Genomic DNA, 21,729 nt, shown 5'->3' with positions numbered 1-21,729 from the left:
TTTGGACTTATCTAGACTTTAATAAATTAAAAAAGTAAAGAACCTAGTAGTACTTCCGATATATATACTATCTTACTAAAAGGAGTTTTCTTTTTTATGAATTTCATACAGTATTTCAAAAAACCATCTATATCAAAAAAGCTCGTTTTCTCTTTCTTATTTATTCTTTTATGCCCAATTATCGTATTGGCATTCTCTTCATATCATACGGCGAGCACCTCTTTAAATGATCAAATCATGCAAAGTGCAAAGGAAAATGTAGAACAGCTGGACAAAAACATTACGAAGGTTGTGAAAGTAAAAACAGACGCAGCCGATTTCTTTAGCAAATGGATTACGAAGAAAAAGCTGGGGCAAAAAGGAACGACTGATATTCAAGGGCGCTTTGAGCAATTCATGAGCATGAATGATGACACAGAAGGCATCTTTGTTGCTTCAAGTGATGGAAAAGTGTTCTCAAGATATCCAAATCAAAAAATGCCTGCTGATTATGTCGCAACTGAGCGGGATTGGTACAAAGATGGCTGGGCGAAAAACGGTGAGCTGTCTGTTTCCGCTCCATACCCAACCGCATCAACTGGTACACTTGTTGTGACGATTTCTAAAAAACTAGAGGACGGTTCTGGTGTTATTGCCATGAACCTGGACATTGCGAATCTAGTAAAAGAGTCTAATAGTATCAATATTGGTAAAGAAGGTCATGCTTTTATCGGAAGCCCAGATCGAACATACGTGGCACATCCAACGAAAAAAGCAGGAACAAAATTAACAGGTGATTGGGTAGACAAGCTTTATACACAAGACAAAGGTTCAATGAGTTATATGTTTGAAGGGAAAGAAAAGCAAATGGAGTTCACAACAAACAAAGCGACTGGTTGGAAAATTGCCGGTACAATGTTTGTCAGTGAAGTAGAAGAAGCGGCGCAGCCAGTCTTCAACATGGCGGCCATTATATTAGCTGGTGCGCTCATCATTGGCGGTATTCTCATCTTCTTTATCATCCGTTCTATTACAAAACCACTTTCCATGCTTGTCTCCTCTTCTAAGAAGATTAGCGAAGGAGATTTAACAGAGAAAATTGATGTCCGGTCAAAGGATGAGATTGGTCAGCTCGGTACAAGTTTTAATGAAATGAGTGAGTCACTCAGAGATGTGATCCAAGCTGTACAGACATCTGTTGAAAACGTGGCGTCATCGTCGGAAGAACTGACGGCAAGTGCAGGTCAAACGACAAAAGCAACCGAACATATTACATCATCCATTGAAACATTCTCGAACGGAAACGAAAATCAAAGTGAAATGGTGGAACAAAGTGCAGCCCACTTGAAACAAATGAACGAAGGGCTAAATGAAGTTGCACAAACATCTGATGTCATTACAGAATCATCGGTTCAATCAAAAAAAGTCGCAGAAACAGGCGGACAGCTTGTTGAACAGACAGTTGGCCAAATGAAAACGATTGATCATTCAGTGAAAGAAGCTGAAAGTGTGATCAACGGATTAGAGCATAAATCAAAAGATATCACCAACATTTTAGGTGTCATTAACGGTATAGCAGATCAAACGAATTTACTGGCTCTGAATGCAGCCATTGAAGCAGCACGTGCGGGCGAGTCAGGCAGAGGCTTCTCGGTTGTAGCAGAAGAAGTCCGTAAGCTGGCGGTTCAATCATCAGATTCTGCAAAAGAGATTGAAAAACTCGTCAAAGAAATTGTCTCTGAAATTGAAACGTCTCAAAATATGTTCAAATCTGTGAATGAAGAAGTAAAAAATGGTCTATCAATTACAGACCAAACAAAAGAAAGCTTCTCACAAATCAATCAGCAAACGGCAGAAATTGCGACAAGAATCAATGAAATGAATACGACAGTTCGTGAGCTTTCAAAAGGATCTGAGCAAATTTCTAAAGCAGTGAATGAAATTGCAGATGTATCGAGAGAGAGTTCAGCAAGTATTCAAGATATCGCGGCATCAGCAGAAGAACAGCTGGCATCAATGGAAGAGATTAGTTCTTCTTCGACGACGCTTTCCCAAATGGCGGAAGAATTGCGTGACTTAATTAAAAAATTCAAGATCAGTGAATAATAGAAAGTGGTTCTCCTCAAGGGGAACCGCTTTTCTTTTTAAGAGATGATCTCGTACAATAGAGGAAATCCGAAGAAAAGGAGAGATGTTATGCGTTTATCAAATAAGAAGGTCATTGCGTTAGTCAGTGATGATTTTGAAGATTTAGAGCTATGGTATCCCGTTTTGCGATTAAGAGAAGAGGGGGCAACTGTCCATCTCGTAGGCGAAAAAGCAGATCATGAATATATCGGGAAGTACGGAGTGCCGGCTGTATCAGATGCAGACTTCTATTCCATTCAAGCAGATGATTATGATGCGGTTCTCGTTCCTGGGGGATGGGCGCCCGATAAACTGCGCCGATATCCAGAAGTATTAGACATCGTTCGTACGTTTGATGCAAAGGGCAAACCGATCGGACAAATCTGTCATGCCGGCTGGGTGCTCATTTCAGCTGGTATCCTGAAAGGTAAAAAAGTAACGAGTACACCTGGTATTAAAGATGATATGACGAATGCTGGAGCAGAATGGTTTGATGAAGCGGTTGTGACAGATGGTCATATTGTATCTAGCAGACGCCCGCCGGACCTTCCGCCATATGTGAAAGCATTTGCCGATGTATTAGCGGCAAACTAGATTCACATGAACAAACAAAGGGCTGTAAAACGCCCTTTGTTCATTCAATGCCTCATTACATTTGTCTGTCGGCTGGATAGATAATGCCCATTTGTCTTCTCGCCTCGTCCATGACGGACATGGTTTGAACAGATAAGGCAAATGTATTGATTGGAGACTGCCCCTTTTTTTGCTTGATGCATTGAATGAAGTGATCGATTTCATAATACATAGCCGGTTGATCATCTTTAATAGAAATATCGGTTTGCTGTCCATTCCGATCATGGATGATGATACGAGAAGGGCGATGGAATTGATCAATGACCATCGTGGCATCCTCCCCTTGAATTTCAGCAGATACATGAGATGTTGAGATTTTTGAATGGAAAAGAAGTGCTTGATGTCCTTCATATTGTAAAAGTAATGAACCGCTCCCATCTACTCCAGAAGAAAGTGTATAGCCTCTCGCGGTGATTTGATGTGGCAGCCCGAATAAATAAATGATGGGAAAGACAAGATACACGCCGATGTCCATTAAGGAGCCATTGGATAATTCCGGCTTAAAAGCGTTTGGAATCTCACCGTTTCGGTAGGCATCGTATCTTGAGGAATATTTACAGTAATGAGCGATCACTTGCCGAATGGGGCCTAGTTGATCAAGATGCTGCTTGATTTGAAGAAAATTCGGCAGAAATGTGGTCTTCATCGCTTCCATTAAGCACACCTGATATTTTTTCGCAGCAGCAATCATTTCTTCAGCCTCTTTACGGTGAGAGGCCAATGGTTTTTCACATAATACATGTTTTTGATGCGCCATCATCAGCATCGCTTGCTCTTTGTGAAGGGCGTTTGGACTTGCGATATACACAGCATCAAACGCATCACTTGCCGCCATTTGCTGTAAATTAGTAAAGACGGTATCAATGCCATACTTGTTTGCAAATGCCTGTCCTTTTTCAGCAGACCGAGAATAGACGGCCGTACATGTAAAATCCGCCACTCCTTCACCAGCCTGTAAGAATCGATCTGTAATCCAATTCGTTCCGATGACAGCAAATCGAATCATCACATTCCCTCCTTCTGCTTTTCTCTGATTATACATGCTTTGAAAGCGTTTGTATGAAAGAATCTTCTTTTTTATTGAAAAGCGGATGAAACCTTTACCTTAGCTGATGCGTCTTACATAAAGAATATAAATGTACGAAAAGTGGATAGTTTCCTCCTTCATTCGGGTAATACTTGAGAAGGAGGGAGGAGGAAACGAACATGAAGCGCATCCTACATATAGGAAGTACATACGCATTCGCGCTTTTATTTATAGCAGCCGGTGTTTTTCATGTGATAGAGCCAAGCGGCTTTGCCCGCATGATGTCTGGATGGCCATTTCCCTATGGTATCATTTATGCCACCGCATGCTTGGAATGGCTGTTGGCCGTATTACTGCTTCTTCCAAACGTAAGGATTGTGGCAGCAAAAATGATCGCTGTCTATCTGGTGCTCATTTTCCCTGCGAACCTATTTGCTGCGAGAGAAGGGATTCCATTTCCAGGGCAAGAGAGCACAGAACAAGCCTTGTTATGGATGAGATTAATCGGACAACCGATTTTGATTGGATGGGCCATGTCCATTGCGAAACGTGAAAAAAAGCTAAAACAATGATCACAAAATGATGATCAAGTAGTGTACAATTTACTAATAAAATAGCCCGTGTTTGGAGGAAAGATATGAATTCTATGCAAATGTGGAGCAGTCGATTTAGAAAATTTTTTCTTGATAACAAGTTTGTTCTCTTTTTACTCATCCTGCTATTAATAGGGTTGAATATCCTTGTTTTCATGAAAGCATCTTTTATTTTCACACCGCTCATTGTACTCATCAAAACCATTGCCTTACCGATTATTTTAACGGGGGTTGTGTATTATTTATTAAATCCAATTGTGAATTTATTAGAGAGATTTAAGGTCAAACGGATCTTTTCGATTTTGCTTTTATATATCGTCATTATTGGGATCATTACTGTGACCATTGTATCTATTATTCCTTTTTTACAAGCACAAACGATGAGTCTGTTTCATAATCTGCCAAAATACGTTGATACGGTAGAAGAACAGATTAGACAATTAACTGGAAGCAACTTTATTAGTCAAGTGCAGAAAACGATGAACTTTAACGTCTCTGAATTGGTAAGTAAAGCGTCAAGTCAAGCGACGAAGATTTTGGAAAGCACTTTTACCGGAGTCGGCACTTTCTTAGGGGCGCTTACTGAAATTATCATCTCGATCGTGACGGTTCCGTTCATTCTGTTTTATCTATTAAAAGACGGCAAAAAACTGCCTGACTATTTCTTGAAATTTATTCCGAATAAGCTAAGAGACCATACTCATATCGTGCTTCACGAAATGAACCATCGTCTGAGTTCTTATATACGCGGGCAGATCATTGTCAGCTTCTGTATCGGTATTCTTCTTTTAATTGGCTATATGATTATTGGACTTGACTATGCACTGCTGCTGGCGATTATTGCGGCATGTACAAGTGTAGTGCCATACCTTGGTCCAACCATTGCGATTACACCAGCGATTGTGATTGCGCTTGTGACATCACCAGTGATGCTTTTAAAACTCATCATTGTCTGGACAGTGGTTCAGCTCATTGAAGGGAAATTCATTTCTCCTCAGGTGATGGGGAAAAACCTTCATATCCATCCGATCACGATTATCTTTGTTCTATTAACAGCAGGTAAATTGTTCAGTGTCGTCGGCATCATTGTTGCGATTCCGACGTATGCCGTTCTGAAAGTGATCACGACCCACCTGTTTGATTGGTTCAAAATGCGATCCAATTTGTATAAAGAAGAAAAGGTTTGATGTCATAATCTTTTTTAGAAAAAAATATAGTATCATAAAGACGAGCTTTCGAAAAAGGAAGCTTGTCTTTATGTGGACATAGATGTTTGGCCAGTTCAAAAGATCAGAATTGAAAGGAAAGAAAATCATGAATCTATGGGATTTATTCGTGGCACTGGTTTTAGGAATTGTCGAAGGATTAACAGAGTATGCACCTGTCTCGTCTACAGGGCATATGATCATTGTTGATGATCTTTGGCTAAAATCAAAAGACATCATTACGCCAGAGGCTGCAAACACATTTAAAGTCGTGATTCAGTTAGGTTCTATTTTAGCTGTCATGATCGTGTTCAAAGATCGTATTTTGAACTTGTTAGGCTTAAAGAAAAATATCACAGAAGAACAAAAACGCAGCGGACATAAGCTGACCATTGCTCAAATTGCTGTTGGACTCGTCCCAGCCGTCATTTTAGGATTCTTATTTGAAGATTATATTGATAAATATTTGTTTGATGTGAGAACGGTCGCCGTCGGTTTGATTTTAGGGGCTGTGCTGATGCTTGTCGCTGATTGGATCAATAAACGTAAAACAGAAACAAGCTCTGTGGATAATATGACGTACAGACAAGCGCTGTATATCGGGTTATTTCAATGTTTAGCACTATGGCCAGGCTTCTCGCGTTCAGGTTCTACAATAGCAGGTGGTGTTATTCTTGGTCTGAATCACCGAGCGGCGGCTGACTTTACGTTTATTATGGCCATGCCGATTATGGCGGGAGCAAGCCTCTTAACACTTGTTAAAAATGCCGAATATTTAACAACAGACATGCTTCCATTCTTTATTGTGGGCTTTGTGAGTGCGTTTATTGTGGCTCTCTTTGTTGTTCGATTCTTCCTAAAACTGATTAATAAAATCAAACTTGTGCCTTTTGCGATCTACCGAATCATCCTAGGTCTGATTTTATTTATCCTGTTTATGTAATGATGGAAAACTACTCTTTTAAAAGAGTAGTTTTTTTGTTGTTTTGCCCTTTTAAACAGTAAAAACAGCCTCTTAATTGGTAGAAAAAGAAGTTTTTTCTTAAATTAGTGTTTAAGTGACAAAGAAAAGGGTAGTACATAAACATACCAATTAAAGGAGGAGTTAGAAATAATGAGGAAAACAAGTAAATTTTTTGTTAGCTCTGTGATTGCTACGTCAATGGTTGCTGTCCCTTTATCTCTTACGACTTTTGGTCAAAAGGCTGAAGCTGCTACGACAACAGGTGTCGATGGAAGTGTCTCGATTGATCCAGTAGCCATTGCCGATAAAATTGAACAAGCAGTAAAATCATCTCAAAATCGTGATGGATTTGTAAAAAATGCGGCATACAGTGCATTTTATGAAGCAGGTCAAAATTACAACGTAGTTGTTCAAAACTTAAGCCAAGATCATGATTTTAGCGGACTGAACAATGTTGTCTATTATGATAGTGTTGAATATGACGGCATTACGTTTGGTATTTGGGTATTTGAAGATGGTACGTTTGTCAACAATGGTGACGGCGGCTATATTAACTGGACTTTTGTTGGCAGCTTTGACCGCGAAGAAGGAAGCGGTACTGTCGATTTCCATAAAAGATTCTAATCTCAACGTCAAAAGTCTGCCGATTCATCGGCAGACTTTTTTAAAGCGCACATTCTTCTATTTCAAAACCTAAATCTTCAATGATGTGATGATCGGTTTGAACTTGCTGTCCTTTTGTCGTTAAATAATCGCCTACAAAAATAGAGTTCGCTGCATATAATGCTAGAGGCTGAAGCGTTCGTAAATTAAACTCTCTTCCCCCAGATACTCGAATTTCCTTAGCCGGGTTGATAAATCGCATCAGTGCCAAAACCTTCAACGCTTTGATCGGATGTGTGCGTTCTTGATGTTCAAGAGGCGTTCCTTCAATTGCATGGAGAAAGTTGACGGGAATCGAATCCGCATCAAGGGCTCTAAGCGCAAAAGCCATTTCGACAATTTGCTGATTGGTTTCGCCCATCCCAATAATAACTCCTGAACATGGTGACATCCCTGACTGTTTGACCTTCTCAAGGGTCGATACGCGGTCATCATACGTATGGGTCGTTGTAATTTGAGCATGATGATCTTGATGTGTATTGAGATTATGATTATACCGATGAACACCCGCTTCCTTCAGCCGCTTCGCTTTTTCTTCATTTAATAACCCAAGGCATGCACACACCTTTAAAGGCATCGTCTCAGTAATTTCCTTTACTGCTGCGGTGACTTCATCTAATTCACGGTGCGAAGGTGCTCTCCCGCTTGCTACGATACAATAAGTCCCTGCTTTTCTTTTTAACGCCTCACGCGCACCTGCCACAATGGTTTTTTGGTCAAGCATTGTATACCTCTCAACAGGAGCTGTTGAAATCACCGATTGTGAACAATAACCGCAGTTTTCAGGACAATATCCGCTTTTGGCGTTAAAGATCATATTTAACTTCACCTTTTTTTGAAAAAAATGAAATCTCACCTGATAAGCTGCATGCATAATAGGTAACAACTCTGCGTCGTCTGCTTCAAGTATATTTAGACCTTCTTCCATCGTAATCGGTTCATGATTGATGGCTTTCTTCACGATCGTTTCCCAAGACAAAGACGTTATTTTTCCCATCATAAGCCCCTCTCAATATGTAAACTTATTTTTATTAAAAGTTAACATAATAGATAGAGATTGGCAAGCACTGGTAAGCAGCTTAAAAGTAAAAACACAAAAAGGCGATGAACATGTAGTCATCGCCTTTTCATATGAAAAAAATCGCTTAACGAACAGTAATATAGTTAATGACGAGCTCACCTAGTGAATTATAGTAAGACACTGTAACAGAACCGCGTTGTACAGCACGGATCCAAGTGAAATTTGGAGCAGTTTGGTCTAATTGAATGGCATACGTTGCGCCTGATACAGAAATTTGGCTAGCTGGAAGTGAGACAGCAATTGAAGAACCTACAGTAAGTGTGCGGTTCACTGTAATCACTTTATTCATAATAGGAGCTTTTGCTATAACTGGTTCTTTAGGCTGTGCAGCTGCATGAGCACCTTCAGTTTGGAAGAACGTAAGAGCACCTAAAGCAGCTAAAGACAATGTACAAGCTTTCATTAATTTTTTCATCGGTAACACTCCTTTTTTTGGTATATACATATATTAATAATAATAGAATTATATGTCAATCAAAATAAGTGGAAAAATGAGTATTTTTGGTGAAAATTGTCACATATTATGTAGGGGAAGACGATTTTACCCAAAAAACACATGATTTTTTATTCATATGTCATTCTTTTTTAGGAGGAAAAAGAGACATAAAAAAAGCTGGGTATCTACCCAGCTATGTGATGCTTTATAAAAAGAGATCTTTTATTTGTCGTCTGTCTGTTTTGGCTGACGGCCTTTTTGTTTCTCTTTCTCTCTAATGTAGTTAATAAAGTCGATGGTTTGTCTTCGTGCTTCTTCAGAAAAATCGGAGGCAGCTTTAAACGCAATTTGCAAATCAGGATCATCTGCAAGATCGTCATCAGAGGCGTTTTTGTCTTTACCTGTGAGAAGATAATCTGTTGAGACCCCGTATAACTCGGCGATTTTCACAATCATTTCACCATCTGGCTTTCTCAATCCATATTCCCAGTTGGCATAGGTTGACATCGCCTTTAATCCAAGTTTTTTGGCAACGGTAGACTTACTCCATCCATGTTTCTCTCTTAATTCAGTTAGAATCTTTCCAGTCAAATTATCCATCGGAAACACCTTTTTTCATATTATGTGTAAATTTTATCATGAATTACACGGAAAAGATAAATAAATACACAAAAAGAATAAAAATATGATTGACTTACTCGTTTTGTGTATATTATCATAATGAATATAACTTACACATAATGAGTAAGAGGTGGAAACATGAAACTTGAAAATTTACGAGAAGAACGAATATTACAAGGAAAAACACAAACGTATATGGCGAAAAAACTTGGATATAAGTACACGAGTGGCTATGCAAATATAGAAATGGGCCGAACAAAGCCCAGCTTAGAAATAGCCAAGCATATTGCAGATTTGCTAAATATCGGTGTTCAAGAGCTTTTTTTTGGTCAAAAGTTACACAAAAAGAGTAATAGTCGTAAGGAAGACCGTTCTTAAAAAGGGGAGACAAACAGAATGAATATCGAACATCCGATGGTGACACAAATGAATGATTTCGGCTATCCAAAACGTTACTGGCCATATGAAATGTCCCGAAATGGTTATCGATTAGAGGACGAGAACCGTGAGAAAGGATTTGATGATGATGAGACATCAGATGACATTTGATGCCCGAAAAGAAGCACAGCATTGCCTAGTACAAGCTGGCGGCTGGATCACTTTTCATCAAAAAGAGCCGATGTTTGCTTTCCCCACGGCAGAAGAAAAACGCACATACATGACCCTCATGGCAGAAAAAGACGTTGATGACAATAAGAAGGAAAGGATGAATGCGACATGAATCGATTGAAGCAAATCATGACATTCCTGAAATGTTTGCTCAATGCGGGTCAAAACGAACAAGACATTCGGCAGTGGGCGAAGGATGACGGGAGATCGTAGCATGGTCCTTCATTTTATCATTGAAAAAGAACATTTATGCAAAAAAGAGACATTGATAAACAGAATTCAAGCAGCCGCAAAAGCGCAATGCTCAAGCAGAATAAAAGGCGCATTATCACTCGACATTCGCTTATTTTACAATATGCCCATTGATCTAGCGAACAGCCAAGACACGCGTACATCTGCTGAAAAAGGCTTGATACGCCCAGTACACATCAGCATTCTTCAACCAAGTTTGCAGTATATACAAGAAGCACTTCATGCCATTGCCGATGACGCCTCTTTACAGATTGTAGAATTAAGAGTTTCACAGTTTTATAGCATGCGTCCTCGAATGGAAATCATCTTAAATACGATGGGTGATGATATGAGATCCTCACCACCAAATAAGGAGACAAGCATATGAACGAGCCAAAACAACTCATGATTCAAGAAAACCAGACATTTGTCGGTGAAATGGAAAAAGGAAAGATTCAAGTCATTGTGTTAGATGGAAACGTAGGAACGGCTTATATGATGGATGTACCTGAGCATGGAAAAACGATTATTCAAACAGCAAAAGGACATTTTGCAAGAGTCGATCACGAGATTGGTTTTAAAATCAGCTAGCCTGATGAACAAGAATAACTGAATAAGTCCAAGACGGAAAGCCTGCGGACACTGATCAAGACCCTATAAAAAGGGGCTGATTGGTGTCCGTTTTTTATTTTCTTAAAAAAGGGAGAGAGCACAGATGCAAGATTTACTGATCGAATATAAAAGAAGTTTAAAAGATGCCAGAAAACGATATGAACAATTGAAAGACAAAGAAGAGAAACAGATGTCAGATCAGGACAAACATGATCAAAAAATGATCGCCAGTATGGTCAGCGATCTAGAATACGTGGTGGAATGGCTTCAAATCGGTAGAGAGCCAGGCGCACGCAGAGGATTAGACAGAAGATCTGTGTATCAGCGCACCATTCTTGCCAATCCAGAAGTATTAGAGGCTTTATCACATGAATACACCCTCATTCAAGAGAAAGAAAGAGAGGTAAGTGAGCGAGACAAAAGGCGAATCGATGAAGCTTTGTCTGTTTTAACAGATCGAGAGAAAGACGTATTTTTTATGCACACAACGCAGGGTCTGTCATTTAGCGAGATTGCGATTATGCTAGATGTAAAAAAAGGAACAGTCCAAAAACATATGGAAAGAGCTCGGACCAAAATGTCCAAAAAAGTACAAGAACGCCTATTCAAAGCTGCTGAATAGGTGTTTTTTCTTTCATCACTCAATCTTCAAAAGCTTGTCTTACAGTTGCCACCTATAGTTAGAAAGACCAAACGAATGTTTGCTAGCCCGGCACAAATGATTCCTCTTCAGGGAATCATTCGAACTAAAAGGAGGCGGCAGGTGAATGTAAATGAAAGATAAACGGATAGAGGCTAAGCAGGATTATATGAAAGGGATGACGTACCAGCAGCTAGCGGATCATTACAACGTCTCCATCCATACCGTCAAATCATGGAAAAGACGATACGGCTGGCAAAGACAAAAAACACCGTCAAAGCAGGCGCACTCGATTTTTCATCAATTTCTTTCAGATGAAACGATTGAAATCATGGAAAAAATGGATGGGCGCACATCTCTTGATATCATCTGGGATCAAATTCAAATTCAATACGCAGCCATTATTCGAGCGCAGCGCATCATGCATGTAGCAGATCAAGATGACATGATCAAAGAACTGAAAAAGGCGACGTACTTGCCTTCTTCATTAGAGGAAGAAACAGGTGAAGGCATTCATCCAGAGCCAGAGATCACGGCAGAGGAATTTTCGTTTCAATTTTCATGGGATCGGCATGCTACTTTTTTAAATGCCCAATCTCGTGCAATGGGAGAGCTAAGACGGCTGATTAAACAGTTTGAAGAGCTCGCTCATGCGAAAGATGAACGAAGATTAAGGCTGAAGCAAATTGAGCTAACAATCGAAAAAACAAAAAAAGCAGTTCGTGAGGAAAAAGAAGAAGATCTTCATATCATGATCAAAAGAAAAGAGGACGATTCATGACGCCGTTGATTGAAAAAGAAGTCAATCCTCACTTTGAACACTTTTTGTTCGATTGGAATCAAAAGTTTCAGTTTTTAGTAGGCGGCTATGGCTCATCCAAAAGCTATCACATTGCTTTAAAGCTGATCTTAAAGCTGCTTGAGGAAAAACGGACAGCACTTGTCATTCGAGAAGTGTATGATACGCACCGGGAGTCGACCTATTCTCTTTTACAAGAAATCGTCAGCGATCTTGGCATCGATCATCTAGTAAAGTGCCGCAGTTCACCGCTTGCTCTCACTTTTCGCAATGGGAGCAGCATTTTATTTAAAGGACTGGACAAGCCTGAGAAATTGAAGTCGATCAACAACATCTCAATTATTTGGATTGAGGAGTGTTCCGAGGTTTCTTATGAAGGGTTTAAAGAACTGCTTGGAAGGCTGAGACATCCGGTTTTACCTCTTTATATGATGTTATCGACGAATCCCGTTGGTCAGGATAATTGGACGTACAGACATTTCTTTCGAGATGAGCAGCTGAAACGTTTTGTCCTTGATGACGAAACCTTATACAAACAGCGAACCATCGTGATAAAAGATACGTACTATCACCACTCAACAGCAGAAGACAATCTATTTCTTCCTAAAAGCTATGTCAAGCAGCTGGATGAGCTGAAAGAATACGATCCAGATCTTTATCGAATTGCAAGGAAGGGATACTTCGGTATCAATGGCACAAAAGTGTTTCCGCAATTTGAGGTCAGACAGCATGCTGACGTATTAGAAGCGATCGGGCAGATTGAAAGACCGCTGAAACGGGCGGGGATGGATTTTGGATTTGTCGAATCCTACAATGCGCTCATTCGGTTAGCTGTCGATCATGAAAAAAAGTACTTATATATTTATTGGGAATATTACGACCGCGGGAAAACGGATGATGAAACAGCTGTTGATCTGAAAGAATTTGTTGAATCAAAGGAACTCATTAAGGCAGACGCAGCAGAACCTAAAACGATTCACTATTTTCGGCAGCGCGGATTTCAAATGGTCGCTGCACATAAGTTCCAAGGCTCACGTTTGCAATATACAAAGAAAATCAAACGATTTAAGAAAATCATTTGTTCTGATGCTTGCCCTTATACCATCTATGAACTTCAATCACTAACCTATAAGGCAGATAAGAACGGCCGCTTAGAGGAAGATGAATTTCAAATCGATCCACACACATTATCCGCCATTTGGTATGCGCTAGATGATTATGAGGTGACCGATTTGAAACAGACTGCTTCAGAGCGTGTCCGTCCAAACCGAGAGAGGAGGTCCATACAATGAAACAATTAAAAGCAACGATTATGAAGGCCAACATGTCTGATCATACAAAACAAATGTATGAGGATGAATTTTCATACGAAAAAGATGACATTGTCCCCCCGCCCTACCATATCAATGAATTAAAAAGCATGGCAGAATACTCAACGATTCTTCAGCAATGTATAGATGCGTATCGAACAAACATTTTAGGTTTTGGATTTGGGGTGGAATACGCCTTTGATTTTAATGCGGAAGATGTGAAACCGGTCAAAAAGAAGACAGCCGAGAAGGAATGGACAAGACTCGAAGAGTTTACGAAATACATGAACTATGATGAGTCTGCTGACGTAATTCTTGGTTATGTCCTAGAAGACCGGGAGAAAACAGGAAATGGCTTTTTAGAGGTGCTGCGGGATGGACAAGGAAAGCCGGCAGGAATCGAGTATTTGGATGCACTCCATATCCGCATTTGCAAGCTAAGTGAGCCAGTCGACGTCGAATTCCGCTACACAGAAAACGGCGAATTAAAGACGATGAATCGCAAGAAACGATTCCGAAAATATGTGCAGGTCATCAATGAGAAGAAAGTCTTTTTCAAGGAGTATGGTGATCCGCGCATATTAAATTGTGAAACAGGCAAGTACGATGATGCTACACCAGAACCGCTTCAAGCAACAGAAGTCATTCATTTTAAAATTGGCAGTGGGACGTATGGGATTCCCCGCTGGATTGGCAACATCGTCAATATGTATGGCGCACGAAAAGCAGAAGAGCTGAATTATCTTTATTTTAAGCAAGGACGGCATGTACCTGGTGCCATCATTGTCGAAAACGGCATGCTGTCAGAGACTTCTTATCAGCAGCTACAAGATTATATGGATGATATTGAAGGCTCTGACCATGCGCATAAGTTTTTATTGCTTGAAGTAGAAGGGCTTCCGACAGAAAAAGGATTAACAGGTGAAGAAGATGTATCAAATGTCAAAGTGAACTTTAAATCCTTGGCGGAAATCCTGCAAGAGGATGCGCTCTTTTTAGAATACGATGAAAAGACGAGAAACAAAATCCGCTCCGCTTTTCGTCTGCCGCCTATTTACACAGGAGAGTCACAAGATTATAACAAGGCCACAGCAGATACCGCGCGTAAAACAACGGAGGAGCAAGTATTTCAGCCAGAGCGGCATCTTATTACAGGGAAACTCAATACTCTTTTTCTCCCGGATTTAGATATATGGCATGTCCGCTTTCTATTAAATGGCCCTGACTTTAGAGATCCATTAGAGATAGCGAAGGTTCTGACACCATTTATTCAGGCTGGGGCAGTATCGCCAAATGATTTACGAGATCTTGCGGGGCGTATTCTTGGCAAGACGTTAGAGGAATGGCCGGAAGAATTCTACCACCGACCTTTAGAAAGCCGCATAAAAACAGCTGATGGGCTGTCTCCATCTGAGCCAAACCGGCTAGAGAAATAGAAGGACGTGAGCTTTTTTTGAAAGGGGGTGAACATATGCCAAGGGAATTAAAAAACGCAAAAATTACGCATGTTTCCTATGTAGACAGGGCCGCCAACCAAAAGAAATTTTTCTTGATGAAAGCAAAGAAAAAGCAGCCTGACTTTCAAAAAGAAGTCAGTGTCCTGACGAAGGCAGAGGATGCCCATCGCCTCGTATATGGCGTCGTGTATGAACCAAATACACCTGATGCACATCAAGACTTTATGTCGGCCAAAGAAATTGAAAGAGCAGCACACGGTTTTATGAAAGATGCCCGTCACATTGATAAACAGCATGATTTTCAAGACGGTGTTGGCGAAGTCGTCGAATCATACATTGCCCCAGCGGATTTTGAAGTAGGCGGGGAGCTGATTCAAAAAGGATCTTGGGTACTTGTGACAAAGGCATCACAAGATATTTGGGACCAAATTCAGCAAGGCCATATTACAGGCTACTCAATGGCTGGAACAGCAGACATCATCGCAATAGAGGAACACGATCAGCTCCTATCTCAAGAAACGAACGAGAGAGGGCTTTTTTCTTTGCTGAAAAATTTCTTTTTGAAAGAGGAAGGTGCAAATATGCCACAACAATTTTGGAGCGTTTTAGATCATCTGCTGGAAACGTTGCAGTCAAGTGATGGTGATGAATCTAGCGTAAGAGCGGCACTTGAACAATTGATGCCAATTGTGCAGGATGTGTTGAAAACAAATGATGTCCTCCAAACGATTGGCGAAAGACCAGCATCCGTTCAAAAGCAAGATGCCGGATTAACGACTGATCAAGTACGCGAACTAGAAAAAGCAAAAATGGCCATCGACAACGTTTTACAACAAGCGGATAAACAAGGGACAGATCAAACAGGTGAAGAAGAACCTGTACAAAAAGTGCTGGAGCAAGTGGTTGCGCCAATTCGCCATCAGCTCTCTTCCTTAGAGAAATCAGCAGGCAGAGAAAAAGCAGCGATTCAGGATGTGCTTCAGCAACAGCTACTGCCTATTTCAGAGCGGATACACATGCTTGAAAAAGCGCGGGGCATTTCTAAACAAACAAATCACGATACACAAAATGATATGACAAAGCCCATATGGGATGGCTTACTATAAGCCTAAATAAGGAGGAAAAAGTGTGAGAAATCAAGAGTTGATTCGCAAGGCTGAAATGACACTTGCCAGCTTAAAAACAGGCGGTCTCATGAACGCAGCCCAATCCAACACATTCATTAGAATGATGCAAAATACACCAACCGTTTTAAATGATGCACGTATCATTCCAATGGAAAGTGATTCACAAAAAATCGAAAAAATCGGCTTCGGTCAGCGCATTTTACGCCCAGCAGAAGAAGGCAAAGCGCTTGATGCAAAAGACCGTGTTGTCCCAGCGACAAGCACTGTTCAGCTCAATGCAAAAGAAGTCATTGCTGAGATTCATATGACGTACGACAGCATTGAAAACAACATTGAAAAAGACGGGATTCAGCAAACCATTATGCAAATGCTGGCGGAACGAGCGGCAGTCGATATTGAAGAACTGATCGTCAACGGTGATACAACATCACAAGATCCATTTTTAGCTCAAATGGATGGCGTACGAAAACAGGCAGTTTCTCATATTGTCGATGCGAATGGAGCGGAAATTAGCCGTCAAATGTTCAAACAAGGCTATAAAGCGATGCCGTCAAAATATTTACGTGTACCTCAGGATTTCCGTTTTTATACATCCCCAAGTTTAGAGGTCGAGTGGAAAGACCAAGTAGCAAACCGTCAGACAGGTCTCGGAGATGCGGCGATTCAAGGCGGCCTTTCTTCTGCATTCGGTGTTCCGGTCAAAGGTCTTGCCAATATGCAGCCATATGATGAAGCAGGAACAGATGTATCAGATATTTTACTGACACATCCGAAAAACATTATCGTAGGGTTTTCTCGCAATATTCGCATTGAAGTAGAAAAAGATATTCGCAGCCGTAAGTTTATCATTGTTCTGACAGCGAAGCTCGACAGCAAATTTGAGGAAGAGGATGCTGTAGCCAAAGTCATGAAAGTGAAAGAGTAGGTGACAGCAGGCTATGATCATTTCTGCTGAGGAACTACAAGCCTATTCTGTATTTGATCGCGTGAAAAATCGTTCTGTAGAGAGACTAGCGGCAGATATTATTGAAGCAGAAGCAGCGGTATTTCAAATGGTCGGGCACGATTTTACGCATGAAAAATATCAGCCCATTCCTGAAAAAGCAAGGATCGCCTTATTAAAAATGGCCCAGTATTTTGCCATGCTGAATGATGATGAATCCATGATGAAAGGCTTGACTTCAGAAAAAATGGGTGATTATTCATATGCAAAGGCAGCGGACAAAGTGAAAGGCAGACCTTATGTGTATGCCCTTCTTGTTGATTATATTGAACCGTCATTAACTGGCGGCAGCGCCAATTTAAAGGTGAGATCATTATGAGCTATGATTCTCTATTAACGGATCGCTGTGATCTTTTTCACTTAGAGAATGAGGGGGCAGTCCGTGGCAAATTTGGTATACCAGCAGGGGATCTGCAAACGGACCTCACTTATCCTGATACACCAAGTATGAGAGATGTGGCTTGCTATGTTGTAGAAAAAAGCCAGTCACTCGTGCAAGAAGAACCGAATACAGTTATCTATCAGTCCTATCTCGTCCATTTCCCTTTAGCAAGCGACATTCGCTTGCATGACAAAATGGTGTGGAACGGCATCTCACTCAAGTTGCAGCAGCCAAAAAGAGTGAAAAATCATCACATGGAAGTGATGGCCGTCAGAAAGGAAAACTTATGAAAATTGATGGACTTGACCGGCTGCTATCCCAGCTCCAACAGGCAAATAGTATCGGCTTAACGGCGCAATATCAAGAGTGGTTACAGGAAATGGGCTTACAGTTTTTAGACATCATTCAAGATGAAATCATCAAAGAAAAGGCTGTTGATACAGGCCGTCTCCTCAATTCCTTTCAAAAAGGTGACAAGGAGAATTACTTTCTCACTTCCCGAGGCGGGCTCACGCTAGAAGTGGGGACACAGCTTGATTATGCCTCTTACGTGAACGATGGACATGCCATTTCTTCAAATGGAGAACGAAGATGGGTGCCTGGCAGATGGAACGGCAGCCGCTTTGAATATGATCCGAACGCCAGTACTGGCATGATGCTTTCATCTCAATGGATTGAAGGAAATGGGTACTGGGATCATGCCGTCATGCTCTATGAACAAATGTTTGAACACTCGCTAGATCGAAAGCTTCAAAGCTGGATCGATCGACATTTTGGGAGGTGATGGAATGAATCAAGAAGTCGGGGCAATCATGCATTATATATACACACGCTTTCCTGTGAAAATGTATGATCGTCTTCTGCCAGAGCGTTTCCAAGTGCCATCTGTTTATGTGCCGCCAGTGACTGTCATTAGTGGTCCAGATACAGTGTCTACTTTTATGAAATCTTATTCGCTGCAAGTGAAAGTGTTTCATATGGATACAGAAAAAGCGCATGATGCGGCGGAAACAATCGTCGATGCATTGCTTGCTGATCGTCAAATCATTCAGATGATCAGTGAAGATGGAGAGGTGCTTGATGATTATGTCCGCATAAAAAGAGTGGAAACAAGAATCATAGATCAAGGTGTAGCAGCGATTGTCCTGACGTGGGATAGCAGCTATTGGTACAACCGAGATAAACAGCCAAGCCTAGAAGATATCAATTTTTCAGATGGGGTGATCAAACGTGAGCAAGACTAAAAAAACACAGCTCGATCAAACAGCGGGCGAAGAAAAAGAATTTGGCTTTTCATTTGAAGCCTTAAAAGAGCACAGCAAGGATCTTTTTGGGGTAAAACCAGAAATCCTTGAAGGTGCTCTTTTTTATATCAAACATCAACCAATTACAAAAACAGAAGCAAAGAAGCACATCGATGCTTTTTTGTCCAAGGAGGTTTAAAGGATGAACGGAGGCACTTTTACACCAGGTACAGAGAAAAAGCGTCCTGGCATTTACTTTAATTTTAAAACAACAGCAGAGCAGCGAATTACTTTAGGCGAGCGAGGAACAGTTGCACTTCCTCTTGTCATGAGCTGGGGAGAACCAAAAACCTTTATTTCCGTTTCCGATATGGAAGACTTAAATAAAAAGGTCGGGCTCAACATTGATGATAAGTCACTTCTTCTTTTCCGTGAAGCGAAGAAAAAAGCGCAAACGGTCTTGCTTTACCGTCTAAACGAAGGAGAGCCAGCCAAAGCGGAAATCGCAGAAAACTTTGTGGTCACAGCCAATTATGGTGGTCAAAAAGGAAATGAGATTACCATTCAAGTGGCAGAAAATGTACTCGACAGCACAAAGCGTGACGTCATCACCTATCTTGGAACAGATATTGTCGATAAACAGGTGGTCAAAGATGTCAAAGATCTTGTGAAAAACAAATACGTTCAATTTTCTGGTGAAGGCGAAGCGGTCATTACTGCAGGAGCGGCTTTAAGCGGCGGGAAAAACGGTGTGGCAAGTGTCGCAGATTATACAGCTTTCCTAGAAGCAGCTGAAACGGAATACTTTGATGTCATTGCACTCCCAGTCGATAATAGTGAGCAATTAAAAGCAACATTCGCGTCATTTATTGAGCGTTTACGTGATAAGCAAGGACGTAAGGTGCAAGGCGTTGTGGCTAACTATGCAGCTGATCAAGAAGGAATCATCAATGTCACAAGCGGTGTTGTTTTAGAAGACGGAACAGAACTGACGCCTGCTCAAACAACAGCTTGGGTCGCAGGAGCAAGTGCAGGAGCGAATTTTAATCAGTCACTGACCTTTGTTGAATACGAAGGCGCAGTCGATACATTAGAGCGTCTTGATAATGATCAAGTAGAATACCGTTTATCACAAGGAGAGTTTCTTTTCACTTTCGATGCAAGAGACCGCACGGTGAGCGTTGAAAAAGATATTAACTCTTTGACAAGCTTCACGGTTGAAAAGAACCAGCAAATGGCGAAAAACAAAATCATCCGTGTGCTAGATGCAATCAACAATGATTTAACATTTGAACTGAAAAATTTGATTAAATTACGCAAAGCCAATGGCAATGACATTCCAGCATCAGACGACGGTGTGCAGCTTGTGAAAACACTGATTACACAGTATCTCACACAACTTCAAGATGGAAGCGGCATTACAGGCTTTAACTCAGAAACAGATATCGTCATTGGCCTCAATGAAGATCGTGATGGATTTATCATCGATTTAGCAGTACAGCCAGTAGACGCAGCAGAAAAATTCTATTTCAATGTGGAGGTGAAGTAAGATGGCTTTTAAAGCGCAAAATACAATCTCAGGTAAAGAAGGTCGTCTTTTCTTAGAAGGTGAGGAGCTTGCCTTTATCAAAACGTTTGAAGCAAACGTGGAGAAAAATAAATCAGAAGTGAATGTGATGGGCCGCCGAATGACTGGTCATAAAACAACAGGGGCAAACGGAACAGGAACGGCAACATTCTATAAAGTTACGTCACGTTTCGTTCAACTTATGCTCAACTATGTGAAAAAAGGGGAAGATCCTTATTTCACTCTTCAAGCGGTAATTGATGATAAATCATCAGGCCGAGGCACAGAGCGTGTGACATTATTCGATGTCAACTTTGATTCAGCTAAAATTGCTGGACTAGATGTTGATTCAGAGGCACTTGAAGAAGAAGTTCCATTTACATTTGAAGACTTTGATCTGCCTGAAAAGCTGAAGAATTCTTTCTAAGAAATGCGGAGGAAATTAGCTAATTAATTAGCTAAATAAAAACCAAATATGCTATAATGCAAATGTAATGAAAAATGAATGCATTTGTAATGCACATTGCATTCAATGACACACAAAATGATGTTTACATGCAAAGCGATTTGCATACAATAAAAAGAAGCCAGGATGCGCTAACATCCCGGCAATGTACAATGAGGCCCTTCAAGGGGCTGGCTTATCAATTAGATAGTTTTAAGGATAGACTTTCCCTTTCACCTACCAAAGCTCAAGGGGAGTCTATTTTTTGTTTATATACGTCAACAAAGCAAGGATAAACATCCCGAATAAAAGCATTAGGGAAATCGCTTGGAACGTTGACATGAGCATCACCCCCTTCCTATCGGGGATGAGCCAGACACCCTTGAGCAAGCCGTTCAATTGTACGAGTTATATTATACATGAAAAGATTGGAAAGCACATTCAAAAATGGATGTGCTTTTTTGTATTCAAAAAACAAACAAAAGGGAGTTTTTAAACATGAGCGAAAAACAAACATTTGATCTTTCATTTTTTATGCCAGGACAAACAGTAGAAGCGGAAGAGGTCAAAGTGCCAATTTCTAAGCGTTTTGTTGATAAAAAAGGGAATGTCATTCCTTTTGTCTTCAAAGCGATTACCACGGAACGTATTGATGAACTGGAAAAAGAAAACACCACGTTCAAAAATGTCAAAGGCAGAGGCCGTGTGAAAGACTTAGACAGCCAGCGCTTCTACGCACGGATTGCCATTGAATCGACGATTTATCCAGATTTCCGCTCAAAGGAATTAAGAGAAGCCTACAGCACACAAGATCCAGTTGAAGTTGCAAAACGTGTTTTATCTGTCGGTGGTGAATACGCAAACTGGTTAAACAAAGCCATTGAAATCAACGGATTTGAAGACGAAATTGAAGATTTAGAAGACGCAGCAAAAAACTAATAAAAGATGGGGATAAGGAAGCAGTGTTTTTATAT

The 21,729-nt window shown here is 40.7% G+C and carries 30 protein-coding genes; 25 read left to right on the top strand and 5 right to left on the bottom strand.

What is annotated here, in order from left to right; translation table 11 throughout:
• Positions 1–96: 96 nt before the first annotated feature.
• Entirely contained in the window at positions 97–2,085 is a 1,989-nt protein-coding gene (locus tag NST15_RS14510; protein ID WP_017367940.1) for a methyl-accepting chemotaxis protein, read from the top strand.
• Positions 2,086–2,175: 90 nt separating this feature from the next.
• Complete coding sequence (locus NST15_RS14505; RefSeq protein WP_008344162.1) at positions 2,176–2,700, top strand: type 1 glutamine amidotransferase domain-containing protein; 525 nt, start codon at positions 2,176–2,178, stop codon at positions 2,698–2,700.
• Positions 2,701–2,755: 55 nt separating this feature from the next.
• On the opposite strand, the gene NST15_RS14500 is transcribed toward NST15_RS14505, so the two are convergent.
• Positions 2,756–3,745 carry a Gfo/Idh/MocA family oxidoreductase gene (locus tag NST15_RS14500; RefSeq protein WP_008344161.1) on the bottom strand — a complete coding sequence of 330 codons (990 nt, stop codon included), beginning with the start codon at positions 3,743–3,745 and terminating at the stop codon, positions 2,756–2,758.
• Between the two features lie 200 nt (positions 3,746–3,945).
• Here NST15_RS14500 and NST15_RS14495 point away from each other — a divergent pair, with 200 nt between their 5' ends.
• From NST15_RS14495 to NST15_RS14480, 4 genes are all read left to right on the top strand, one after another.
• Positions 3,946–4,338, top strand: a complete 393-nt coding sequence (locus NST15_RS14495; protein WP_008344160.1) for a DoxX family protein — start codon at positions 3,946–3,948, stop codon at positions 4,336–4,338.
• Positions 4,339–4,403: 65 nt separating this feature from the next.
• Complete coding sequence (locus NST15_RS14490; RefSeq protein ID WP_008344159.1) at positions 4,404–5,546, top strand: AI-2E family transporter; 1,143 nt, start codon at positions 4,404–4,406, stop codon at positions 5,544–5,546.
• A gap of 127 nt (positions 5,547–5,673) precedes the next feature.
• On the top strand, positions 5,674–6,507 hold the full coding sequence (locus NST15_RS14485) for an undecaprenyl-diphosphate phosphatase (RefSeq protein ID WP_024719699.1): 834 nt from the start codon (positions 5,674–5,676) through the stop codon (positions 6,505–6,507).
• Between the two features lie 171 nt (positions 6,508–6,678).
• Complete coding sequence (locus NST15_RS14480; protein ID WP_008344156.1) at positions 6,679–7,152, top strand: hypothetical protein; 474 nt, start codon at positions 6,679–6,681, stop codon at positions 7,150–7,152.
• Positions 7,153–7,192: 40 nt separating this feature from the next.
• Here NST15_RS14480 and bioB read toward each other — a convergent pair whose 3' ends face one another.
• The 3 genes from bioB to NST15_RS14465 all read right to left on the bottom strand — a co-directional run bounded on the left by bioB (position 7,193) and on the right by NST15_RS14465 (position 9,308).
• Positions 7,193–8,188 carry a biotin synthase BioB gene (gene bioB / locus NST15_RS14475; protein ID WP_008344154.1) on the bottom strand — a complete coding sequence of 332 codons (996 nt, stop codon included), beginning with the start codon at positions 8,186–8,188 and terminating at the stop codon, positions 7,193–7,195.
• Positions 8,189–8,336: 148 nt separating this feature from the next.
• Positions 8,337–8,687: a hypothetical protein gene (locus NST15_RS14470; protein WP_003213146.1), complete on the bottom strand. Its 351-nt coding sequence runs from the start codon at positions 8,685–8,687 to the stop codon at positions 8,337–8,339.
• Positions 8,688–8,930: 243 nt separating this feature from the next.
• Positions 8,931–9,308: a helix-turn-helix transcriptional regulator gene (locus NST15_RS14465; RefSeq protein ID WP_007500560.1), complete on the bottom strand. Its 378-nt coding sequence runs from the start codon at positions 9,306–9,308 to the stop codon at positions 8,931–8,933.
• Between the two features lie 159 nt (positions 9,309–9,467).
• Here NST15_RS14465 and NST15_RS14460 point away from each other — a divergent pair, with 159 nt between their 5' ends.
• The 18 genes from NST15_RS14460 to NST15_RS14375 all read left to right on the top strand — a co-directional run bounded on the left by NST15_RS14460 (position 9,468) and on the right by NST15_RS14375 (position 20,737).
• Positions 9,468–9,707, top strand: a complete 240-nt coding sequence (locus NST15_RS14460; protein ID WP_008344138.1) for a helix-turn-helix transcriptional regulator — start codon at positions 9,468–9,470, stop codon at positions 9,705–9,707.
• A gap of 18 nt (positions 9,708–9,725) precedes the next feature.
• Positions 9,726–9,878, top strand: a complete 153-nt coding sequence (locus NST15_RS14455) for a hypothetical protein (RefSeq protein WP_008344135.1) — start codon at positions 9,726–9,728, stop codon at positions 9,876–9,878.
• Positions 9,856–10,050 (top strand): hypothetical protein, encoded by a 195-nt coding sequence (locus NST15_RS14450; protein WP_223255589.1) that lies wholly within the window; start codon positions 9,856–9,858, stop codon positions 10,048–10,050. The genes NST15_RS14455 and NST15_RS14450 overlap by 23 nt, the downstream gene beginning before the upstream one ends.
• Before the next feature lie 102 nt (positions 10,051–10,152).
• Positions 10,153–10,557, top strand: a complete 405-nt coding sequence (locus NST15_RS14445; protein ID WP_008344131.1) for a hypothetical protein — start codon at positions 10,153–10,155, stop codon at positions 10,555–10,557.
• Positions 10,554–10,760, top strand: coding sequence for an XtrA/YqaO family protein (locus NST15_RS14440; protein ID WP_008344129.1), 207 nt, complete (start codon positions 10,554–10,556; stop codon positions 10,758–10,760). The genes NST15_RS14445 and NST15_RS14440 overlap by 4 nt, the downstream gene beginning before the upstream one ends.
• Positions 10,761–10,884: 124 nt before the next feature.
• Positions 10,885–11,403 carry a sigma-70 family RNA polymerase sigma factor gene (locus NST15_RS14435; RefSeq protein ID WP_007500562.1) on the top strand — a complete coding sequence of 173 codons (519 nt, stop codon included), beginning with the start codon at positions 10,885–10,887 and terminating at the stop codon, positions 11,401–11,403.
• Between the two features lie 151 nt (positions 11,404–11,554).
• Complete coding sequence (gene terS, locus NST15_RS14430) at positions 11,555–12,202, top strand: phage terminase small subunit (RefSeq protein WP_008344125.1); 648 nt, start codon at positions 11,555–11,557, stop codon at positions 12,200–12,202.
• Between the two features lie 8 nt (positions 12,203–12,210).
• A complete protein-coding gene (locus NST15_RS14425; RefSeq protein WP_160758062.1) occupies positions 12,211–13,512 on the top strand; it encodes a PBSX family phage terminase large subunit in 1,302 nt (433 codons plus the stop codon).
• Positions 13,509–14,966 (top strand): phage portal protein, encoded by a 1,458-nt coding sequence (locus tag NST15_RS14420; protein WP_035389215.1) that lies wholly within the window; start codon positions 13,509–13,511, stop codon positions 14,964–14,966. Before NST15_RS14425 ends, NST15_RS14420 begins: the two co-directional genes overlap by 4 nt.
• A gap of 35 nt (positions 14,967–15,001) precedes the next feature.
• Positions 15,002–16,093 carry an XkdF-like putative serine protease domain-containing protein gene (locus NST15_RS14415; RefSeq protein WP_342498604.1) on the top strand — a complete coding sequence of 364 codons (1,092 nt, stop codon included), beginning with the start codon at positions 15,002–15,004 and terminating at the stop codon, positions 16,091–16,093.
• A 22-nt stretch (positions 16,094–16,115) separates the two neighbouring features.
• Positions 16,116–17,039 carry a phage major capsid protein gene (locus tag NST15_RS14410; RefSeq protein WP_035389210.1) on the top strand — a complete coding sequence of 308 codons (924 nt, stop codon included), beginning with the start codon at positions 16,116–16,118 and terminating at the stop codon, positions 17,037–17,039.
• Between the two features lie 13 nt (positions 17,040–17,052).
• Positions 17,053–17,436: a DUF3199 family protein gene (locus tag NST15_RS14405; protein WP_007500574.1), complete on the top strand. Its 384-nt coding sequence runs from the start codon at positions 17,053–17,055 to the stop codon at positions 17,434–17,436.
• Positions 17,433–17,789: a YqbH/XkdH family protein gene (locus tag NST15_RS14400; RefSeq protein ID WP_017358987.1), complete on the top strand. Its 357-nt coding sequence runs from the start codon at positions 17,433–17,435 to the stop codon at positions 17,787–17,789. The genes NST15_RS14405 and NST15_RS14400 overlap by 4 nt, the downstream gene beginning before the upstream one ends.
• A complete protein-coding gene (locus NST15_RS14395) occupies positions 17,786–18,283 on the top strand; it encodes an HK97 gp10 family phage protein (RefSeq protein ID WP_017358988.1) in 498 nt (165 codons plus the stop codon). Before NST15_RS14400 ends, NST15_RS14395 begins: the two co-directional genes overlap by 4 nt.
• A gap of 4 nt (positions 18,284–18,287) precedes the next feature.
• Complete coding sequence (locus tag NST15_RS14390; RefSeq protein ID WP_017358989.1) at positions 18,288–18,743, top strand: DUF6838 family protein; 456 nt, start codon at positions 18,288–18,290, stop codon at positions 18,741–18,743.
• Positions 18,730–18,942, top strand: coding sequence for a hypothetical protein (locus NST15_RS14385; protein ID WP_008344108.1), 213 nt, complete (start codon positions 18,730–18,732; stop codon positions 18,940–18,942). The genes NST15_RS14390 and NST15_RS14385 overlap by 14 nt, the downstream gene beginning before the upstream one ends.
• Positions 18,943–18,945: 3 nt before the next feature.
• Positions 18,946–20,292 (top strand): phage tail sheath family protein, encoded by a 1,347-nt coding sequence (locus NST15_RS14380; RefSeq protein ID WP_017367936.1) that lies wholly within the window; start codon positions 18,946–18,948, stop codon positions 20,290–20,292.
• A 1-nt stretch (position 20,293) separates the two neighbouring features.
• Positions 20,294–20,737 (top strand): phage tail tube protein, encoded by a 444-nt coding sequence (locus NST15_RS14375; RefSeq protein WP_003213309.1) that lies wholly within the window; start codon positions 20,294–20,296, stop codon positions 20,735–20,737.
• Positions 20,738–21,013: 276 nt separating this feature from the next.
• Here NST15_RS14375 and NST15_RS14370 read toward each other — a convergent pair whose 3' ends face one another.
• Positions 21,014–21,070: a putative holin-like toxin gene (locus tag NST15_RS14370; RefSeq protein ID WP_229200408.1), complete on the bottom strand. Its 57-nt coding sequence runs from the start codon at positions 21,068–21,070 to the stop codon at positions 21,014–21,016.
• A gap of 183 nt (positions 21,071–21,253) precedes the next feature.
• Here NST15_RS14370 and NST15_RS14365 point away from each other — a divergent pair, with 183 nt between their 5' ends.
• Positions 21,254–21,694: a phage portal protein gene (locus tag NST15_RS14365; RefSeq protein ID WP_008344099.1), complete on the top strand. Its 441-nt coding sequence runs from the start codon at positions 21,254–21,256 to the stop codon at positions 21,692–21,694.
• The last annotated feature ends 35 nt before the right edge of the window (positions 21,695–21,729 follow it).

This window comes from Bacillus sp. FSL R5-0820 (genome assembly GCF_038593385.1).
GTDB lineage: Bacteria > Bacillota > Bacilli > Bacillales > Bacillaceae > Bacillus > Bacillus altitudinis.
This window is presented reverse-complemented; position numbering and strand designations above follow the sequence as displayed.

Coding starts and splice junctions, on each gene's coding strand:
- NST15_RS14445 (WP_008344131.1), top strand. CDS start 10,153: ATGGTCCTTCATTTTATCATTGAAAAAGAACATTTATGCAAAAAAGAG.
- NST15_RS14450 (WP_223255589.1), top strand. CDS start 9,856: ATGAGACATCAGATGACATTTGATGCCCGAAAAGAAGCACAGCATTGC.
- NST15_RS14405 (WP_007500574.1), top strand. CDS start 17,053: ATGATCATTTCTGCTGAGGAACTACAAGCCTATTCTGTATTTGATCGC.
- NST15_RS14395 (WP_017358988.1), top strand. CDS start 17,786: ATGAAAATTGATGGACTTGACCGGCTGCTATCCCAGCTCCAACAGGCA.
- NST15_RS14510 (WP_017367940.1), top strand. CDS start 97: ATGAATTTCATACAGTATTTCAAAAAACCATCTATATCAAAAAAGCTC.
- NST15_RS14455 (WP_008344135.1), top strand. CDS start 9,726: ATGAATATCGAACATCCGATGGTGACACAAATGAATGATTTCGGCTAT.
- NST15_RS14480 (WP_008344156.1), top strand. CDS start 6,679: ATGAGGAAAACAAGTAAATTTTTTGTTAGCTCTGTGATTGCTACGTCA.
- NST15_RS14470 (WP_003213146.1), bottom strand. CDS start 8,687: ATGAAAAAATTAATGAAAGCTTGTACATTGTCTTTAGCTGCTTTAGGT.
- NST15_RS14490 (WP_008344159.1), top strand. CDS start 4,404: ATGAATTCTATGCAAATGTGGAGCAGTCGATTTAGAAAATTTTTTCTT.
- NST15_RS14460 (WP_008344138.1), top strand. CDS start 9,468: ATGAAACTTGAAAATTTACGAGAAGAACGAATATTACAAGGAAAAACA.
- NST15_RS14375 (WP_003213309.1), top strand. CDS start 20,294: ATGGCTTTTAAAGCGCAAAATACAATCTCAGGTAAAGAAGGTCGTCTT.
- NST15_RS14400 (WP_017358987.1), top strand. CDS start 17,433: ATGAGCTATGATTCTCTATTAACGGATCGCTGTGATCTTTTTCACTTA.
- NST15_RS14420 (WP_035389215.1), top strand. CDS start 13,509: ATGAAACAATTAAAAGCAACGATTATGAAGGCCAACATGTCTGATCAT.
- bioB (WP_008344154.1), bottom strand. CDS start 8,188: ATGGGAAAAATAACGTCTTTGTCTTGGGAAACGATCGTGAAGAAAGCC.
- NST15_RS14500 (WP_008344161.1), bottom strand. CDS start 3,745: ATGATTCGATTTGCTGTCATCGGAACGAATTGGATTACAGATCGATTC.
- NST15_RS14390 (WP_017358989.1), top strand. CDS start 18,288: ATGAATCAAGAAGTCGGGGCAATCATGCATTATATATACACACGCTTT.
- terS (WP_008344125.1), top strand. CDS start 11,555: ATGAAAGATAAACGGATAGAGGCTAAGCAGGATTATATGAAAGGGATG.
- NST15_RS14495 (WP_008344160.1), top strand. CDS start 3,946: ATGAAGCGCATCCTACATATAGGAAGTACATACGCATTCGCGCTTTTA.
- NST15_RS14465 (WP_007500560.1), bottom strand. CDS start 9,308: ATGGATAATTTGACTGGAAAGATTCTAACTGAATTAAGAGAGAAACAT.
- NST15_RS14380 (WP_017367936.1), top strand. CDS start 18,946: ATGAACGGAGGCACTTTTACACCAGGTACAGAGAAAAAGCGTCCTGGC.
- NST15_RS14485 (WP_024719699.1), top strand. CDS start 5,674: ATGAATCTATGGGATTTATTCGTGGCACTGGTTTTAGGAATTGTCGAA.
- NST15_RS14365 (WP_008344099.1), top strand. CDS start 21,254: ATGAGCGAAAAACAAACATTTGATCTTTCATTTTTTATGCCAGGACAA.
- NST15_RS14435 (WP_007500562.1), top strand. CDS start 10,885: ATGCAAGATTTACTGATCGAATATAAAAGAAGTTTAAAAGATGCCAGA.
- NST15_RS14505 (WP_008344162.1), top strand. CDS start 2,176: ATGCGTTTATCAAATAAGAAGGTCATTGCGTTAGTCAGTGATGATTTT.
- NST15_RS14415 (WP_342498604.1), top strand. CDS start 15,002: ATGCCAAGGGAATTAAAAAACGCAAAAATTACGCATGTTTCCTATGTA.
- NST15_RS14440 (WP_008344129.1), top strand. CDS start 10,554: ATGAACGAGCCAAAACAACTCATGATTCAAGAAAACCAGACATTTGTC.